The 15,141-nt window shown below is 70.7% G+C and carries 16 protein-coding genes; 6 read left to right on the forward strand and 10 right to left on the reverse strand.

Annotated elements, in window-relative coordinates; translation table 11 throughout:
• Window positions 1-142 precede the first annotated feature (142 nt).
• Window positions 143-853 carry a Crp/Fnr family transcriptional regulator gene (locus VES41_RS17290; RefSeq protein ID WP_324819581.1) on the forward strand — a complete coding sequence of 237 codons (711 nt, stop codon included), beginning with the start codon at window positions 143-145 and terminating at the stop codon, window positions 851-853.
• A gap of 26 nt (window positions 854-879) precedes the next feature.
• Here VES41_RS17290 and VES41_RS17295 read toward each other — a convergent pair whose 3' ends face one another.
• A complete protein-coding gene (locus tag VES41_RS17295) occupies window positions 880-1,590 on the reverse strand; it encodes a 2OG-Fe(II) oxygenase (RefSeq protein ID WP_324819583.1) in 711 nt (236 codons plus the stop codon).
• Between the two features lie 66 nt (window positions 1,591-1,656).
• Window positions 1,657-2,577, reverse strand: a complete 921-nt coding sequence (locus VES41_RS17300; RefSeq protein WP_324819585.1) for a LysR substrate-binding domain-containing protein — start codon at window positions 2,575-2,577, stop codon at window positions 1,657-1,659.
• Window positions 2,578-2,782: 205 nt separating this feature from the next.
• On the opposite strand from VES41_RS17300, the gene VES41_RS17305 reads away from it, so the two are divergent.
• A complete protein-coding gene (locus VES41_RS17305) occupies window positions 2,783-3,982 on the forward strand; it encodes an acyl-CoA dehydrogenase (protein WP_324819587.1) in 1,200 nt (399 codons plus the stop codon).
• Complete coding sequence (locus VES41_RS17310) at window positions 3,982-5,217, forward strand: CaiB/BaiF CoA-transferase family protein (RefSeq protein WP_324819589.1); 1,236 nt, start codon at window positions 3,982-3,984, stop codon at window positions 5,215-5,217. The genes VES41_RS17305 and VES41_RS17310 overlap by 1 nt, the downstream gene beginning before the upstream one ends.
• 21 nt (window positions 5,218-5,238) lie before the next feature.
• Here the strand turns inward: VES41_RS17310 and VES41_RS17315 are convergent, their stop codons facing one another.
• On the reverse strand, window positions 5,239-6,132 hold the full coding sequence (locus tag VES41_RS17315) for a DMT family transporter (RefSeq protein WP_324819591.1): 894 nt from the start codon (window positions 6,130-6,132) through the stop codon (window positions 5,239-5,241).
• A gap of 27 nt (window positions 6,133-6,159) precedes the next feature.
• The gene (locus tag VES41_RS17320) at window positions 6,160-6,381 is read right to left on the reverse strand and encodes a DUF1127 domain-containing protein (protein WP_324819593.1); all 222 of its coding nucleotides are present in this window, start codon (window positions 6,379-6,381) and stop codon (window positions 6,160-6,162) included.
• A 93-nt stretch (window positions 6,382-6,474) separates the two neighbouring features.
• Here VES41_RS17320 and VES41_RS17325 point away from each other — a divergent pair, with 93 nt between their 5' ends.
• Window positions 6,475-7,359, forward strand: coding sequence for a LysR family transcriptional regulator (locus tag VES41_RS17325; RefSeq protein ID WP_324819595.1), 885 nt, complete (start codon window positions 6,475-6,477; stop codon window positions 7,357-7,359).
• 9 nt (window positions 7,360-7,368) lie between these two features.
• On the opposite strand, the gene VES41_RS17330 is transcribed toward VES41_RS17325, so the two are convergent.
• The 5 genes from VES41_RS17330 to VES41_RS17350 form a co-directional block, all read right to left on the reverse strand.
• On the reverse strand, window positions 7,369-8,241 hold the full coding sequence (locus tag VES41_RS17330) for an alpha/beta hydrolase (protein WP_324819596.1): 873 nt from the start codon (window positions 8,239-8,241) through the stop codon (window positions 7,369-7,371).
• Window positions 8,242-8,252: 11 nt separating this feature from the next.
• Window positions 8,253-9,143: a DMT family transporter gene (locus VES41_RS17335; RefSeq protein ID WP_324819597.1), complete on the reverse strand. Its 891-nt coding sequence runs from the start codon at window positions 9,141-9,143 to the stop codon at window positions 8,253-8,255.
• Between the two features lie 37 nt (window positions 9,144-9,180).
• Complete coding sequence (locus VES41_RS17340; RefSeq protein ID WP_324819599.1) at window positions 9,181-9,690, reverse strand: flavin reductase family protein; 510 nt, start codon at window positions 9,688-9,690, stop codon at window positions 9,181-9,183.
• A 106-nt stretch (window positions 9,691-9,796) separates the two neighbouring features.
• Window positions 9,797-11,023, reverse strand: coding sequence for a nucleoside recognition domain-containing protein (locus VES41_RS17345; RefSeq protein ID WP_324819601.1), 1,227 nt, complete (start codon window positions 11,021-11,023; stop codon window positions 9,797-9,799).
• A gap of 3 nt (window positions 11,024-11,026) precedes the next feature.
• Complete coding sequence (locus tag VES41_RS17350; RefSeq protein WP_324819603.1) at window positions 11,027-12,334, reverse strand: D-amino acid dehydrogenase; 1,308 nt, start codon at window positions 12,332-12,334, stop codon at window positions 11,027-11,029.
• Window positions 12,335-12,394: 60 nt separating this feature from the next.
• Between VES41_RS17350 and VES41_RS17355 the strand changes: the two genes are divergently transcribed.
• Window positions 12,395-13,957, forward strand: coding sequence for an alkaline phosphatase D family protein (locus VES41_RS17355; protein WP_324819605.1), 1,563 nt, complete (start codon window positions 12,395-12,397; stop codon window positions 13,955-13,957).
• A 34-nt stretch (window positions 13,958-13,991) separates the two neighbouring features.
• Here VES41_RS17355 and VES41_RS17360 read toward each other — a convergent pair whose 3' ends face one another.
• Entirely contained in the window at window positions 13,992-14,804 is an 813-nt protein-coding gene (locus VES41_RS17360) for a metallophosphoesterase (protein ID WP_324819607.1), read from the reverse strand.
• A gap of 166 nt (window positions 14,805-14,970) precedes the next feature.
• Between VES41_RS17360 and VES41_RS17365 the strand changes: the two genes are divergently transcribed.
• On the forward strand, window positions 14,971-15,138 hold the full coding sequence (locus tag VES41_RS17365; RefSeq protein ID WP_324819609.1) for a hypothetical protein: 168 nt from the start codon (window positions 14,971-14,973) through the stop codon (window positions 15,136-15,138).
• Window positions 15,139-15,141: the final 3 nt, after the last annotated feature.

Genomic DNA, 15,141 nt, shown 5'->3' on the forward strand with positions numbered 1-15,141 from the left:
GAACTGTCCGCTTCCCCGTCCCGGCCGGCAGTGCGCTTTCGCACACAAAATTTCGGCTGGGGAAGCCGCCGCCGCGGGCGCAGAATTCCCGTTTGCCGCGCGCCGGGGCGTGCGGTGCGCGCCGTCGCACGAGGCCTGAACCATGTCGTTGATTCGCTCCAGCCTGGGTCTTCGATCGGTGAAGCTGTTCGAAGGGCTCCCGCCCGGTCGCCTGGACGCCCTGGCGCAGGCCTGCCGCTGGCGCAGCCTGCCCGCCGGGCGCTCGCCGGTGCAGCGCTCGGTGCGGGAGAGCGACGTGCATTTCGTCATTTCCGGCCAGTTGCGCATCACCTATTTCGCGTTCGGCGGCCGCCAGCTGACCTTCCGCGAAGTGGGGGCGGGCGAGTACTTCGGCGAGCTGGCGGCCATCGACGGGCAACCTCGTTCGGCCGACGTGCTGACCCTGCAGGACAGCGTCATCGCCAGCCTCGATGCGACCGCTTTCCGGGCGCTGCTGCGTGACGAGCCGGCGGTGGCCGAGCGGGTCATGCTCGGCCTGTGCCGGCTGGTGCGCGAGGTCTCCGAGCGCGTCATCGACCTGACCACGCTGGGCGTGCAGAACCGCGTCCATGCCGAGCTGCTGCGGCTGGCGCGCGAGGCGGGCTGCGCCGACAACCGCGCCCGGCTCGACCCGGCACCGACCCACGCCGAGCTGGCCAGCCGCATCAGCACCACCCGCGAGCAGGTGACGCGCGAGATCAATGCGCTGCAGGTGCGCGGCCTGCTGGCCAAGGACGGGCGTGCGCTGGTGCTCGGCGACGTCGACCAGCTGGCGCGCATGGTGATGCAGGTGCGCGGCGCCGAGACGACGTAGGCCGCGGCGTGCGGCGCGCCGGCCGGTCAGGCCGCGTCGTGGAAGATGATGCCCAGCGTGTGCCGTTGTCCCGAATGCAGGCGGCTGACGCCATGGCGCATGGTCACGCGGTAGCTGCCGCGCGTGCCCGTCACCGGGCGCTGGTTCACCGCGAAGAGCACGGCTTCGCCCTGGCCGGGCGCGACCACCTCGGCGCGCGACTGCATTCGCGGTCGCTGCTCCGTCAAGACGAACTCGCCGCCGCTGAAGTGCTCGCCCGGCCGGCTCAGCATGACGGTGAGCTGGAGCGGGAATTGCAGGTCGCCGTACAGGTCCTGGTGCAGGCAGTTGTAGTCGCCTGGCGCATAGCGCAGCAGCAGCGGTGTCGGGCGCGCCTGGCCGGCCGCGTGGCAGCGCGCCAGGTAGTCCTCGTGGCGTGCCGGATAGTCGGCCGGCCGTCCCAGCGCGCCGGCCCAGGCGTTGGCCATCGGTGCCAATCGCCGGTAGAGCGCCGCGCGCCACTCGGCCAGGGCGCCGGGCAGCGGATAGGCGAAGTACTTGTATTCCCCCTGGCCGAACCCGTGGCGTTGCATCACGACGCGGCTGCGGAAGGCCTTGTCATCCTCGTACATCGCCACCGTCGCGGCGCATTCGGCGGGCGTGAAAAGGGGGCCGGTGAGGGCGCAGCCGTGCCGGGCCAGTGCGGCCTCGATGTCGGCCCAGCGCAGGGCGTCGACGCGGTGGTGAATGTCGAGCATGCACGCAGTGTGGCGCCGCCGCGCGACGCACGCCGGTCGTTTCCGGACATTCCTTTTTCCGCCGAATCAGGCGGCGGCTGCCGCCTCGGCCGCCAGCCATTCGCGAAACGCCGCCAGCGCCGGCCGTTCGTCGACCTGCTCCGGCGTCACCAGGTAGTAGGCGCGGCGCGCACGCAGCGGGCGGTCGCAGGCCACCACCAGTTCGCCGCGTGCCAGTTCCTCGGCCACCAGCAGCGCCGGCGCGAGCACCACGCCCAGGCCGTGGGCAGCGGCAATGGCCAGCATGGAGAACAGCTCGTAGCGTGGACCGGAGCGGGCCAGCGGCGCCTCCACGCCCTGCGCGTCGAACCAGGCACGCCAGTCGTCCGGCCGGGTGCTCTGCTGCAGCAGCGGCAGTAAGGCCACGGCCTGCGGCGTCAGCGGCTTGCCGGGGCGGCCGCCGGCGGCGCGCAACAGGTGGGGACTGCAAACCGGCAGCACGTCCTCGTCCAGCAACCGCTGGGCGCGGATGCCGGCCCAGTTGCGCACCTGCGCCGGGGTGCCCGCATACAAGGCGGCGTCGAACTCGGTTTCCGCGAACAGGAACGGGCGCGTGCGTGTCTCGATGTGGACGACCACGTCGGGCTGCAGCGCCGCAAAACGCGGCAGCCGCGGGATCAGCCAGCGCGTAGCGAAGGTGGGCACCGCCGCCAGGGAGACCGCGCCGCCGGCGCCGTGGTGCGTCATTGCGTCGAGGGTGTCGCGCTCCATCGCCTCCAGTCGTCGCGCAATCTGGCGGGCGTAGGCAGCACCGCTGGCGGTGAGGGCGACGCCGTGCCGCGTGCGCCGGAACAGCGCCACGCCGAGGAAGGCCTCGAGCGCGCCGATCTGGCGCGACACCGCGCTTTGCGTCAAGGCCAGCTCCTGCGCGGCGCGGGTGTAGCTCTCGTGGCGCGCGGCGGCGTCGAAGCACAACAGGGTCTGCAGCGGGGGAATCTTGCGTCGCATGGTATGAGGTAGATGCGGGAAATGACCCGCCAACCTGCGGCGTCACGCACTTGGCATTGGGCCACAAGACATGATTTGAATGCATATCTGGATTCAGAACAATCGTTTGCCCGCACGCTGGCGCAGTCTTACCATCGGCAGCCGATACTTTCTCAATCCGCCTCCTGCCGCCGCGCACGGGGCCCTCTTGCCGGAGACACGCGCCATGGCCACCAAAGCCGCCTTCCACTGGGACGATCCGCTGCTGCTCGACCAGCAGCTCACCGCCGACGAACGCATGATTCGCGACGCGGCCAACGCCTACTGCCAGGAACGCCTGCTGCCGCGCGTGCTGGAAGGCTTTCGCAAGGGCGAGACCGATCCGGCGGTGTTCCGCGAGATGGGCTCGCTCGGCCTGCTCGGCCCGACGATTCCGGAGCAGTACGGCGGACCCGGCCTCAACTACGTGGCGTACGGACTGATCGCACGCGAGATCGAGCGCGTCGATTCCGGCTTCCGCTCCATGGCAAGCGTGCAGAGTTCGCTGGTGATGGTGCCGATCAACGAGTTCGGCAGCGAGGCGCAGAAGCAGAAGTTCCTGCCCAGGCTGGCCACCGGCGAGTGGATCGGCTGCTTCGGCCTGACCGAGCCGGACCATGGCTCCGACCCCGGCAGCATGGCCACGCGCGCCAGGAAGGTGGCCGGCGGCTACGAGCTCACCGGCAACAAGATGTGGATCAGCAACAGCCCGATCGCCGACGTGTTCGTCGTCTGGGCCAAGGAAGTGAGCGAGGGCGGCGCCGTCGGCCCGATCCGCGGCTTCGTGCTGGAAAAGGGCATGAAGGGCCTGAGCGCCCCGGCCATCCACGGCAAGGTCGGCCTGCGCGCCAGCATCACCGGCGAGATCGTCATGGACGGCGTGTTCTGCCCCGAAGAGAACGCCTTCCCCGAGGTGGAGGGCCTCAAGGGGCCGTTCACCTGCCTCAACAGTGCGCGCTACGGCATTTCTTGGGGCGCGATGGGCGCTGCCGAGGACTGCTGGCATCGCGCCCGCCAGTACGTGCTCGACCGCAAGCAGTTCGGCCGGCCGCTGGCGGCCAACCAGCTCGTCCAGAAGAAGCTGGCCGACATGCAGACCGAGATCACGCTCGGCCTGCAAGGCAGCCTGCGCCTGGGTCGCATGAAGGACGAGGGCACGGCGGCGGTGGAAGTCACCTCGATCATGAAGCGCAACAATTGCGGCAAGGCGCTGGACGTGGCCCGGCTGGCGCGCGACATGATGGGCGGCAACGGCATCAGCGACGAGTTCGGCGTGGCGCGGCACCTGGTCAACCTCGAAGTGGTCAACACCTACGAGGGAACGCACGACGTGCACGCGCTCATCCTCGGCCGCGCGCAGACCGGCATCGCCGCGTTCGCGAACTGATGGCCGCCCCGGCAGCGCTCGACGGCATCAAGGTCCTGGACCTGTCCCGCGTGCTGGCGGGGCCCTGGTGCACGCAGATCCTGGCGGACCTGGGGGCCGACGTGGTCAAGATCGAGCGCCCGGACGTGGGCGACGACACGCGCCACTGGGGCCCGCCCTTCCTCAAGGACGCCCAGGGCCACGACACCGACCAGGCGACCTACTTCACCTCGTGCAACCGCAACAAGCGGTCGGTCACGGTGGACATGGCGCATGCCGAAGGCCAGGCGCTGCTGCGGCGCATGGCGGCCGAGGCGGACGTGCTGGTCGAGAACTTCAAGACCGGCGGGCTGGCGCAGTACGGCCTGGACTACGCCTCGCTGCGCGAAGTCAATCCGCGCCTGATCTACTGCAGCGTCACCGGCTTCGGACATGACGGCCCGCACGCCCAGCGCGCCGGCTACGACCTGATGATCCAGGCCACCAGCGGCATGATGAGCATCACCGGCCGGCCCGACGACGAGCCCGGTGGTGGCCCGCTGCGCGTGGGCGTCGCGCTGACGGACCTGTTCACCGGCGTCTATGCCAGCAGCGCCATCCTGGCGGCGCTGCACGTGCGCGGCACCAGCGGGGCGGGCCAGCATATCGACATGGCACTGCTCGACGTGGGCATGGCGATCCTGGCCAACCAGGCCAGCGCCTTCCTCAACACCGGCGTGCCGCCCCGCCGGCAGGGCAACACGCATCCGAGCCTTGCGCCCTACCAGGACTTCCCGACGCGCGACGGCTCGATGCTGCTGGCGATCGGCAACAACGGCCAGTTCGAGCGCTTCTGCGAAGCCGCCGGCCATGCCGACTGGGCCCGGGACGCCCGCTTTGCCAGCAATACGCTGCGCGTGCGGCACCGCGAGGTGCTCATTCCCATGATGGAAGACGTCACGCGCATGCGCAGCACGGCCGAATGGATCGCGCTGCTGGAAGACAAGGCCGTGCCCTGCGGCCCGATCAACGACATCGGCCACGCTTTCCAGGACGAGCAGGTGAAGGCGCGCGGCCTGGCGGTGACGCTGCCGCGCGATGCCGGTGACGGCATCGGCGCCATCACCGGCGTGGCCAGCCCGCTGCGCCTGGCCGACACGCCGCCGGTGCTGCGGCGTGCTCCGCCGGCGCTGGGGCAGCACACCGATGAAGTGCTGGCGGAGCTGGGCCTGTCGCCCGAGCAGATCGTGGCATTGCGCGCCGGCGGCGTGGTGTGAGCTGCGCGGCGGCCGCGCGGCTCATGCCGCCGGCCGCGGCGCCGGCAGCGCGCGCGGCGCTTCGCTGCGTGCCAGGTACAGCCCGCTGGCGATGATGATCACGCCGCCGCCGAGGGTCCAGGCATCGGGCACGGCGTGCCAGATCAACCAGTCCAGCGCAATGCCCCAGGCCAGGGCGCTGTACTCGAACGGCGCGATCGCCGCGGCCTGGCCGTGGCGAAATGCCTCGGAGATTGCCAGCTGCCCCAGGAAGCCACTGACTGCCAGCCCCGCCAGCAGCCATCCGTGCTCGGCGCGCACGGGCACCCACTGCGGCGCAGCCAGTGCGCTGCCGCCCAGGGCCAGTCCCATCGTCGTCCAGAACACCAGCGTGGCACTGGGCTCGGTGCGGCTGACGAGCCGGCCGAGCACGTTCGAAAGCGCATAGCAGACCGCCGCGGCCAGGATCGCCAGCGCGCCGGCCGACACGAAGGCGCCGCCGTCCGGCCGCAGGGCCACCACCACGCCCGCGAAGCCGACGGCGATGGCCACCCAGTGACGCGCGCGCACCCGTTCGCCCAGTAGCGGCACCGACAGCAACGTGATGACCAGCGGAGCCACGAAGGTCAGGGTGTACGCCTCGGCCAGGCCCAGCGTTTTCAGCCCGAAGGTGAACAGCATCAGCATGGTGATGGTGAGCAGCGCACGCAGCAGATGCAATCGCCACCGCAGGCCGCGTGCGAACAGCGCGCCGGTCTCGCGGCGCCAGGCCACGTAGAGGCACACCAGCGGCAGCGCGGTCAGTCCGCGCAGCGCCGCGACCTGGGCCGGCGCGAAGCTGCCGGATAGCACCTTCAGCAACGCGTCCATGCAGGCGAAGGCGGCGCAGGCGGCGAGCATCGCGGCAATGCCGCGCAGGGTTCCGGGTGGGAGCATGGGCGTCGAGCATACCCATGCGTGCGGCTAGTGCCGCGGTTCCCGGAGCCAGTAGTCGACCTCGGCGCGGCCGATGCCCAGGTCACTCAGCTCATGCGCGCTCATGGCCTGCAGATGGTGGCGGTCGACACGGCGCCGGCGCCGCGCCGCAGCCCCGTCGGCCCATGCATCGCGCAGCGCGCGCCATCGCGCCAGCACGCGGCGCAAGGCGATCGCGATCGGCATGGATGGAGCGGTGTGGGTGTGCATGGGTGGCTTTCCGAATGAAGTCGGAAGCCATCTTGCGCGGCGTCATGCTATCGTCAAAGTTGAGAATTCTGAGCAGGTCAATCAGCATTTCTGATGCGTGAACTCAACCTCGACCAAGTACGTACCTTGTTGGCGGTGGCCGACCTCGGCAGCTTCTCGGCGGCGGCGCGGGCGCTGCACCTGGCCCAGCCGACGGTCAGCCTGCACATCACCGAGCTAGAGGCGCGGCTCGACGCACGCCTGCTGGTGCGCGGCCACCGCCGCGTCGAGCCCACGGCCGCCGGCGTCGCGCTGATCGAACGCGGGCGCCGCCTGTTGCGCGAGGCGGACGAGGCGGTGGACGCTGTGCGCCGCCAGTCGCGCGGCCTGGCCGGGCGGGTGCGCCTGGGCAGCTCCACCGGCGTCGTGGTCGACCTGCTGCCGCAGGTGCTCCAGGCGCTGGAAGGCGAACACGCGGGAATCGAGGTCGAGGTCAGCATCCTGGGCTCGGCCGAGGCGCTGGCGCGGGTGGCAGCCGGCACGCTGGACATCGGCCTGGTGGCACTGCCGCAGCCGCCGCTGCCCGGCATCCGCATCACGCCATGGCGCACCCAGCCGGTGATGGCATACCTGCCGGACCGCTGGAAGGCACCGCGCCGCGTCACGCCCGCCTGGCTGGCCGCCCAGCCGCTGATCTTCAACGACCCCGGCACCCATCTGTTCCGCCTGACCATGGCGTGGTTCGCCGCGGCGGGCGAGTCGCCGCGCGCGCGCATCGAGCTGAACTACGACGCCGCCATCCGCAGCCTGGTTGCGGCCGGCTATGGCGCGGCCCTGCTGCCTGCGCAGCTCGAGGAAAGCGTGCTGTCGAACGCGCGCATACAAGTGCGCCCGCCCAGTCCCCGCATCAGTCGCCGCATCGGCATCGCCCACCGTGCGCGCGGCACCGACGGCAGCACCGCCCACGTGATCGAGCTGCTGGAGCGCTTTCGTGGCTAGGGCGGGCGGCTATGCCGCCTTGGGTTCGGGCAGGACTTCGCCCAGCGCGAAATCCACCAGCCGAAGCCAGGTTTCTTCCAGGCGCACGATGTTGTGGTGGTCGGAGCCGGTGATCGTCTCCACAGTCACAGGTGTCGGCCAGGCGTCGATCAGCTTCTGTGAGCGTTCCGGCAGCACGACGTCGTCGGTCTGCGCCAGCAGGATCTGGGTCTTGGCGGCGACCTCCTGGCAGTGGCGCAACGATTCGAAGCGGTGGCGCATCAGCAGCGACAACGGCACCAGCGGGAAGCGCCGCTTGGCCACTTCCAGCAGCGAATCGTAGGGCGTGATGAGCTGCAGACTGGCGAAATCGTCGCGCCGGGCCACCAGCTGGATCGCCACGCCGGTGCCCAGGCTGCGCCCGATGACGTGCAGGCGCACCTTGGGAAAGCGCCGGCGCAGGTTCGTCGCCAGCGCGGCGGCATCCTCGACGGACGCGAGCTCTGACGGCTCCCCCTGCGAATCGGCCATGCCGCGGTAGTTGGCCGCCGCGAAGCCGAAGCCCTCGGGCAGCCAGGCCAGCGCCTGCGCAGTGGCGCGCACGTCTTCGCCGCGGCCGGCGAAGTAGACGAACAGGTCGCGCAGGGCATCTTCGCCGTCCGGGTGGTAGACATAGCCGCGCACCATGCCGCCGGGCACCTCGTGCGCGTATGCCGAGAAGTCCTCGGACAGGTGGACCACCGGCAGCACGCGCGAGTCGAACAGCAGACGGCCCTGGCGCCAGGCCAGGAACGACCAGTAGGCCACCAGGCCGCCCAGGGCGGTGGCCGAGGCGGACAACGCGGTACGCGCCAGCAGCGTGGTACTCGGGGCGGCGGGCTGGAAGCGGAAGCGGCGAGCCATGGCAACGATATTCAGGCGCGTCGGTTGACCAGCAGGATGCCGAAGCCGACGCCCACCAGCGCCAGCACGAGTTGCAGCGTCAACGGCTCGCTCAGCAGCGCGACCCCGAACACCAGCGCGAACAGCGGCGTGAGGAAGGTGAAGGACGAAATGCGCGTGGCCGGGTAGTGGCGCAGCATCCACATCCAGGCCAGGTAGCTGGCGAAGGCGCCGATGACGGTCTGCAGGCCGATCGACATCCAGGCATAGGCCGAGTAGTTCGTGCTCCAGCTCTCGCCCATTGCCAGCGACAGGAAGGGCGTGACCGCGGCCGTCACCGCGATCTGATAGAAGAGCGTCTTCTCGGCACTGGCCGTGGCCAGCCGGGTGGCGCGGATGGTCAGGGTGGTCAGGCCCCACAGCGCACCGGCCGCCAGTGCCAGTCCGTCGCCGAGCAGCTGGCCCGGCTCCCGGTGCCCCAGGCTTTCGCTGAAGGCCAGCACCACGCCCGCGAAGGCAATGGCCAGCCCGACCCATTGCGCCGTGCGCAGCCGCTCGGCCGGCACGAAGCGCGGCAGCAGCAGCGCCACCCAGAACGGCGAGGTGTAGAGGAACACCGTCAGTCGCGAGGCGCTGGTGTGCTGCAGCCCGATGTAGATGCACACGAACTCGCCGGCGAACAGCAACCCTGCCAGCAGGCCGCCGGGAAGGGTGCCGTCCCGTTCGAACAGCCTGACGCCGCGCGACGTGCACCACACCCACAGCAGCACCACCGCGCCGGTCATGCGCATGGCCGCCTGCCACATGGGCGGCACTTCGGTGACCGTGGTCTTGATGAGGATCTGCTGCAGGCCCCAGAACGCGCAGCAGGCGATGAGCGTCGAGATGGCGAGGGTGTCGAGGTGGTCCTTGCGGGCGATCATGTGCGGGAGGAGGAGGCGAAAGACTCGGGGCGCGGCGTCACAGCGCGTGCTCGGTGTAGTAGCGGCCGCCGTGAAACAGCAGCGGCGAGGCGCCGGGACGGTGCGCGCAGCGCTCCACCTCGCCGACGAAGATGACGTGGTCGCCCTCGTCGTAGCGGCTGCGGTTGAAGCATTCGAAGCTGGCAGCGGCGCCGCGCAGCACCGGAGCTCCCCCGACGCCGAGGTCGAACTGCACGTCGGCCCAGCGGTCGATGTTGCGGGTCGAGAAACGCTGGGCCAGGGCCATCTGGTCGGCCGCCAGGATGTTGATGGCGTAGTGCGAGCCGGTGCTCAGCGCCTGCATCGACGCCGCGCTGCGCGAGAGGCTCCACAGCACCAGCGGCGGCGCGAGCGACACGGAATTGAAGGAGTTGGCCGTCAGGCCCACCAGCGTGCCGTCGGCCGCGCGCGCGGTCACGATCGTCACGCCCGTGGCGAACATGCCCAGGGCGGCGCGGAATTCGTCGCTGGAGAAGGAGGGCACTCGGGCCCGGCGGGGAGGACTCACTTGGTGTTGTCTATGTCGTCCGCAGCGGATGGCGGCGGTCTATTCTGGCCGAACGGGCGTTTGCCTGCCGCCGCGGCGCCAACTGGCCCTAAAAACCCGCCGGGCGTCAGCCGAAGAACCAATAGCACACGCCGATCGCCGCCACCACGCCGGCGAACTCCGCCGCCAGGGCGCAGCCGACGGCATGCCGCGCCCGCTGGATGCCGACCGCGCCGAAGTACACCGCCAGCACATAGAAGGTGGTTTCGGTGCTGCCCTGGATGGTGGCCGCCACCAGCGCCGGGAAGCTGTCCACGCCCTTCGACTGCATGGTCTCGATCAGCAGCGCGCGCGCCGCGCTGCCGGAAAAGGGCTTGACCAGCGCGGTCGGCAGCGCGTCGACGAAGCGGGTGTCCCAGCCGGCGTGCGAGACCGCCCAGCGGATGCCGCCGAGCAGGAAGTCCAGCGCCCCCGAGGCCCGCAGCACACCGATGGCGCACAGCATGGCCACCAGGTAGGGCAGCAGGTTCTTCGCGACGTCGAAACCCTCCCGGGCACCTTCGATGAAGCGCTCGTACACGCCGACCCGGCGCCACGCCCCTAGCAGCAGGAAAAGCAGGATCAGGCCGAACAGCGCGAGATTGCCCAGCACCGAGGACAACGACGCCAGCGCGCCGGCGCCCAGGCTGGCCAGCAGGGCCAGGAAGCCGCCCAGCGCCAGCGCGGCCGGCAGCAGATAGGCCAGCACCACCGGTTCCCACAGCCGCAGCCTCTGGACCAGCGCAACCGCCAGCAGGCCGGCGACGGTCGAGGCGGTGGTGGCCAGCAGGATCGGCAGGAACACCAGCGTCGGATCGGCCGCGCCTTGCTGGGCGCGATACACGAAGATGGTCACCGGCAGCAGCGTGAGCGACGAGGCGTTGAGCACCAGGAACAGGATCTGCGCGTTGGTGGCTTCCTCGGGCCTCGGGTTGAGCGCCTGCAGTTCGCGCATGGCCTTCAGGCCGATCGGGGTGGCGGCGTTGTCCAGTCCCAGGGCGTTGGCGGCGAAATTGAGCGTGATCAGCCCAAGCGACGGATGGCCGCGCGGCACCTGCGGCATCAGGCGGGCGAACAACGGGCCCAGGGCGCGCGCGAGCAGCGCCACCAGCCCCGCCGCTTCCGCGATGCGCAGGAAGCCCAGCCACAAGGTCAGCGTGCCGAACAGCAGCAGCATCACCTCGACCGAGAGCCTGGCCATCGCGAACAGGCTCTCGACCATGGCGGCGAAGACGCCGGCGTCGCCGCCGATCCAGCGCACCAGCGCCGCGACTGCCGCGGCGACGAAGAAGCCCAGCCAGAGCCCGTTGAGCATCGGTCAGTCCATCCCGAGGAAGCCAAAGCCCGGGATCGGCGCGTGCTCGCCGCTGATCAGCGCCGCGATCGCCTTGCCGGAGCCGGCGCCATGCGTCCAGCCCAGCGTGCCGTGGCCCGCGTTCACCCACAGCCCGGGCACGCGCGTGCGGCCGATGAAAGGAACGTTGGTCGGGGTGGCCGGCCGCAGGCCGGTCCAGAAGCGCGGCTGGCCGCCCTCGTGCTCGGCGCGCGTGTCGCACACGCCGGGAAGCACCTCTTCGACACGGCGCACCAGCATGGCGCAGCGCGCCCGCGCCAGCGGTGTGTCGAGCGACAGGTCGAAACCGTTGAGCTCGATGGTGCCGGCCACGCGCAGCTCGTCGCCCAGGCGGGTGAAGGCGCAGTGCATCTCGTCGTCGATGGTGCTGACCCACGGCGCGGCCTCGGGCCGCAGGATGCGCACAGTGGCGCTGTAGCCCTTGCCGGGATATATCGGCAGGTCCACGCCCAGCGGGCGCAGCAGGGGCGCGGTCCAGGCTCCGCAGGCGGCGACGATCGCATCGCCTTGCAGCCGCATGTCGTTGCTGGCCGAACTCTCGCCGCGCGCCGCGCCGATGCGCACGGCACGCGCCTGCCCGCCTTCCACGTCGATGCCCTGGATGTCGCGCCCGAACAGCATGCGTGCGCCGCGCGCCGCGCAGCGACGCGCCAGTTCCTGCGTGAACAGCCGCGCGTCGCCCGATTCGTCGCTGGCCGTGAAGGTGCCGCCGACGATGCGATGCGCAAAGCCGCGAAAGGCCGGCTCGACCGCGAGCAGGCCCTCGCGGTCGAGCACACGGCGCTCGATGCCGTGGGCGCGCATTGCTTCGGCCGCTTGGGCCGCCTCGTCGAGCGAACGGTTGTCGCAGAAGTAGTGGGCGATGCCGCGCGTCAGGCGGTGGTACTCGATGCCGGTGGCGGCCAGCACCTCGTGCAGCGCCTGCTGGCTGTAGGCGCCCAGCGCCAGCAGCCGGGCCAGGCTGCGGCCGAAGGCGCTGTCGTTGCACTGCGCCAGGAACTGCAGGCCCCAGCGCCACTGCCGCCAATCGGCACGCGGCTTGAACAGCAGCGGCGCCTCGGCCTGGCCGAGCCACTTCAGGATCTGCAACGGTGCGCCGCTGCGGGCCCAGGGCTCGCAGTAGCTCACCGAGATCTGTCCGGCATTGGCAAAGCTGGTCTCCAGCGCCGCGTCGCTCTGGCGGTCGATCAGAGTGACCTCGTGCCCGCGTTCGAGCAGATGCCAGGCGGTGCTGACGCCGATGATGCCGGCGCCCAGGACAATGACTCTCATGCCCCGAGTGTGGCCGAAGCGAGACTTTCTCCTGTCACCCGCGCATCGACAATACCGCCCATGTCGAGTCCGTTGTTGCGCCGTCGAGACCTTCATCGCGCCGCCCTGTGGCTGGCGCTGGGCGCCTGGAGCCGCCCGGCCGCCGTGGCCGCTGCGCCACCGGCGCCGCGCTGGCGGCTGAACCCGTTCGCGCTCGGCGTGGCCAGCGGCATGCCGCGCCCGGACGGCGTGATGCTGTGGACCCGGCTGGCGCCGGCGGGCGAAGACGACGCCGAGCGCGATGCGCGCCCGGGCGTGTCGGTGCGCTGGGAAGTATTCGCCGACGAGGCGCTGCGCCGCCGCGTGGCGCATGGCGAGCAGCCGACCGACGCCGCCCGCGGATTCAGCATTCACGTGCCGGTGCACGGTCTGGCGCCGGACCGCCACTACTGGTACCGCTTCACCTGCGGCGACGCGCGCAGCGCGGTGGGGCGCACCCGCACTGCGCCGGCGGCCGACGCGCCGGTCGCGCGGTTGCGCCTGGCGTTGGCGGCCTGCCAGCATTACGAGCAAGGCTTCTACGTGGCGCACCGGGAGATCGCGCGGCGCGACCTGGACGTCGTGTTGTTCGTGGGCGACTACATCTACGAAGGCCAGGTCGGGGCCGCCCGCGCCATCCGGCGCCACGGCGCCGGCGAGCCGCGCACGCTGGACGAATACCGCGCCCGGCATGCGTTGTACAAGCGCGATGCCGACCTGCAGGCTGCGCACGCGGCGCATCCGTGGATCCTGACCTGGGACGACCACGAGGTGGTGAACGACTATGCCGGCGACCGCGGCCCCGAGCCGGTCGATACGGCAACGTTTCTGCGCCGGCGCAGCGCCGCCTACCAGGCCTACTTCGAGCACATGCCGCTGGCGCTCGGGCCGCAGGGCGCGCAGATGCGCATCAACGACCGCTTCTCCTGGGGCCGGCTGGCCGACCTTTGGACGCTGGACTGCCGCCAGCACAGAAGCCACCACGCCTGCGCCGACCCGCAGCGCGACCACGGGCGCACGGTGGTCGACTGCGCCGAACTGTGGGATCCATCGCGCAGCATGCTGGGCGCGGCGCAGGAACAATGGCTGGGCCAGGGCCTGGCGGCGTCGGGCGCGCGTTGGAAGCTGCTGGCGCAATCGACACAACTGAGTTCCATCGGCACCGACACGCCGCAGGGGCGGCAGTTCTGGACCGACGGCTGGGACGGCTATCCGCTGGCGCGCCAGCGCCTGCTGGAAGGCGTGGCCCGCGCCGGCACGCGCGACGTGCTGGTGCTGGGCGGGGACGTGCACCGTTTCGTTGCCGCGGATCTGCGCGTGCGGCCGAACGATGAGGCCTCGCCGGTGGTGGCCAGCGAGATCGTCGGCGGCTCGGTCACCTCGCGCGGCGCCGGCCAGGCCGCAATGGCCAGGTTGCGCAGGGACAATCCGGACGTGATCCACGCCCGCGGCGACGAGCGTGGCTATACGCTGCTCGACATCGGTGCGGACGCCGTGCATTGCGAGTTCCGCGCGACGCCGCATCCGGCCGCGGCCGACGCCGCGCTGGCCGCGCAGGCCTCGTTCGTGGTGGCCAGCGGCCGGCCCGGGGTGCAGGCGGCCTGAGGCCGATCGGCGCGCCGGGGCGGGCGCCGCAGTGTCAGCGCTGCGGCACCTCGACCAGCCAGTGCGGGCGAAAGCCCTCCTGCTCGCCCTTGCCGAGGTAGCCCAGCGGGTTGGCGACCACGCGGCAGCCGTCCTTCACATAGTCGAACGGGCAATGCAGGTGGCCGTGCATCCACAACTGCGCCCGCGGCAGCAGTTCGTCGAGCGAATTGCAGAATCCGGCCGTGCCCGGCGTCAGCCCGTAGCGCGGGTCGGCACTGGCCAGACTGGGCGCAAAGTGGGTAATGACCACGGTGCTGCCGTCGAATGGCATGTCCAGCGCGGCGCGCAGCCACTGCTGGCACGCGAGCGACTGCTCGCGCACCTGCTCGGCCAGGAACGGCTCGCTGGCACGGGTGCCGCCGGTGGTCCGCAGGTAGTAGTTGGCCGCGCGCATGGCCTTGCCGCGCTTGTTGAGCTGCTCGGTCATCGTCTCGCGCGGGTCGACCAGGGCGTCGAAATCGCTCCAGAGCGTGCTGCCGACGAAGCGTACGCCCCGGTCCACCCACACTTCGGATTCCAGCCATCGGATATCCAGGCGTTCGCAGCATTCGCGTAGTCGCGAATGCACGGCGTCGAAATCGTCGTTGTCGTACTCGTGATTGCCGGGAACGTAGAGGACCGGCGTCGGCCAGCCGTGGCGCGGCGAAAAGCGCGCCAGGCCGAAATCGGCGTCGGTCAGCAGCGAACCGGCCTGGTAGCCGCCGATGTCCCCGGCCAGCACCAGCAGGTCGGCGCCGGGCGCGGGAGAGATGGTCAGTTTCGGATGCACCTCCAGGTGCAGGTCGGACAGCAATTGCAGCTTCATTGCCGGCCATTGTCGGCCGGACCCGGGATTTCCGCGCGGGGCGGCCACTGAATCGCGGCATGCAGGAAACGCATAACCTTGGCAGGCACGATCTAGGGTTAACCCCTACATTAGGTGCATGGGGCGCTGAATCGTTGCCCCCTCACTCAACAAAAGAGAGTTCATCATGTCCCGCCTGCTTGCTCAACTTCGCAGCTTCTTTGGCCCGTCCGAAGCCGGGCCCAGCCACGCCTCTACGCTGCTCGAGGCCGCCGACGACTCGGCCGGGTACGACGCCCGGCATGCCCAGGAACTGCGCGCCGCCGCCAGCGCCTGGTTGAGCGTGGTCCGCTGACAG

This window comes from Variovorax sp., from assembly GCF_035634955.1.
Classification (GTDB): domain Bacteria; phylum Pseudomonadota; class Gammaproteobacteria; order Burkholderiales; family Burkholderiaceae_C; genus Variovorax.

Coding starts and splice junctions, on each gene's coding strand:
- VES41_RS17320 (WP_324819593.1), bottom strand. CDS start 6,381: ATGCACACCCACACCGCTCCATCCATGCCGATCGCGATCGCCTTGCGC.
- VES41_RS17315 (WP_324819591.1), bottom strand. CDS start 6,132: ATGCTCCCACCCGGAACCCTGCGCGGCATTGCCGCGATGCTCGCCGCC.
- VES41_RS17365 (WP_324819609.1), top strand. CDS start 14,971: ATGTCCCGCCTGCTTGCTCAACTTCGCAGCTTCTTTGGCCCGTCCGAA.
- VES41_RS17310 (WP_324819589.1), top strand. CDS start 3,982: ATGGCCGCCCCGGCAGCGCTCGACGGCATCAAGGTCCTGGACCTGTCC.
- VES41_RS17290 (WP_324819581.1), top strand. CDS start 143: ATGTCGTTGATTCGCTCCAGCCTGGGTCTTCGATCGGTGAAGCTGTTC.
- VES41_RS17345 (WP_324819601.1), bottom strand. CDS start 11,023: ATGCTCAACGGGCTCTGGCTGGGCTTCTTCGTCGCCGCGGCAGTCGCG.
- VES41_RS17330 (WP_324819596.1), bottom strand. CDS start 8,241: ATGGCTCGCCGCTTCCGCTTCCAGCCCGCCGCCCCGAGTACCACGCTG.
- VES41_RS17350 (WP_324819603.1), bottom strand. CDS start 12,334: ATGAGAGTCATTGTCCTGGGCGCCGGCATCATCGGCGTCAGCACCGCC.
- VES41_RS17335 (WP_324819597.1), bottom strand. CDS start 9,143: ATGATCGCCCGCAAGGACCACCTCGACACCCTCGCCATCTCGACGCTC.
- VES41_RS17360 (WP_324819607.1), bottom strand. CDS start 14,804: ATGAAGCTGCAATTGCTGTCCGACCTGCACCTGGAGGTGCATCCGAAA.
- VES41_RS17325 (WP_324819595.1), top strand. CDS start 6,475: ATGCGTGAACTCAACCTCGACCAAGTACGTACCTTGTTGGCGGTGGCC.
- VES41_RS17305 (WP_324819587.1), top strand. CDS start 2,783: ATGGCCACCAAAGCCGCCTTCCACTGGGACGATCCGCTGCTGCTCGAC.
- VES41_RS17295 (WP_324819583.1), bottom strand. CDS start 1,590: ATGCTCGACATTCACCACCGCGTCGACGCCCTGCGCTGGGCCGACATC.
- VES41_RS17355 (WP_324819605.1), top strand. CDS start 12,395: ATGTCGAGTCCGTTGTTGCGCCGTCGAGACCTTCATCGCGCCGCCCTG.
- VES41_RS17300 (WP_324819585.1), bottom strand. CDS start 2,577: ATGCGACGCAAGATTCCCCCGCTGCAGACCCTGTTGTGCTTCGACGCC.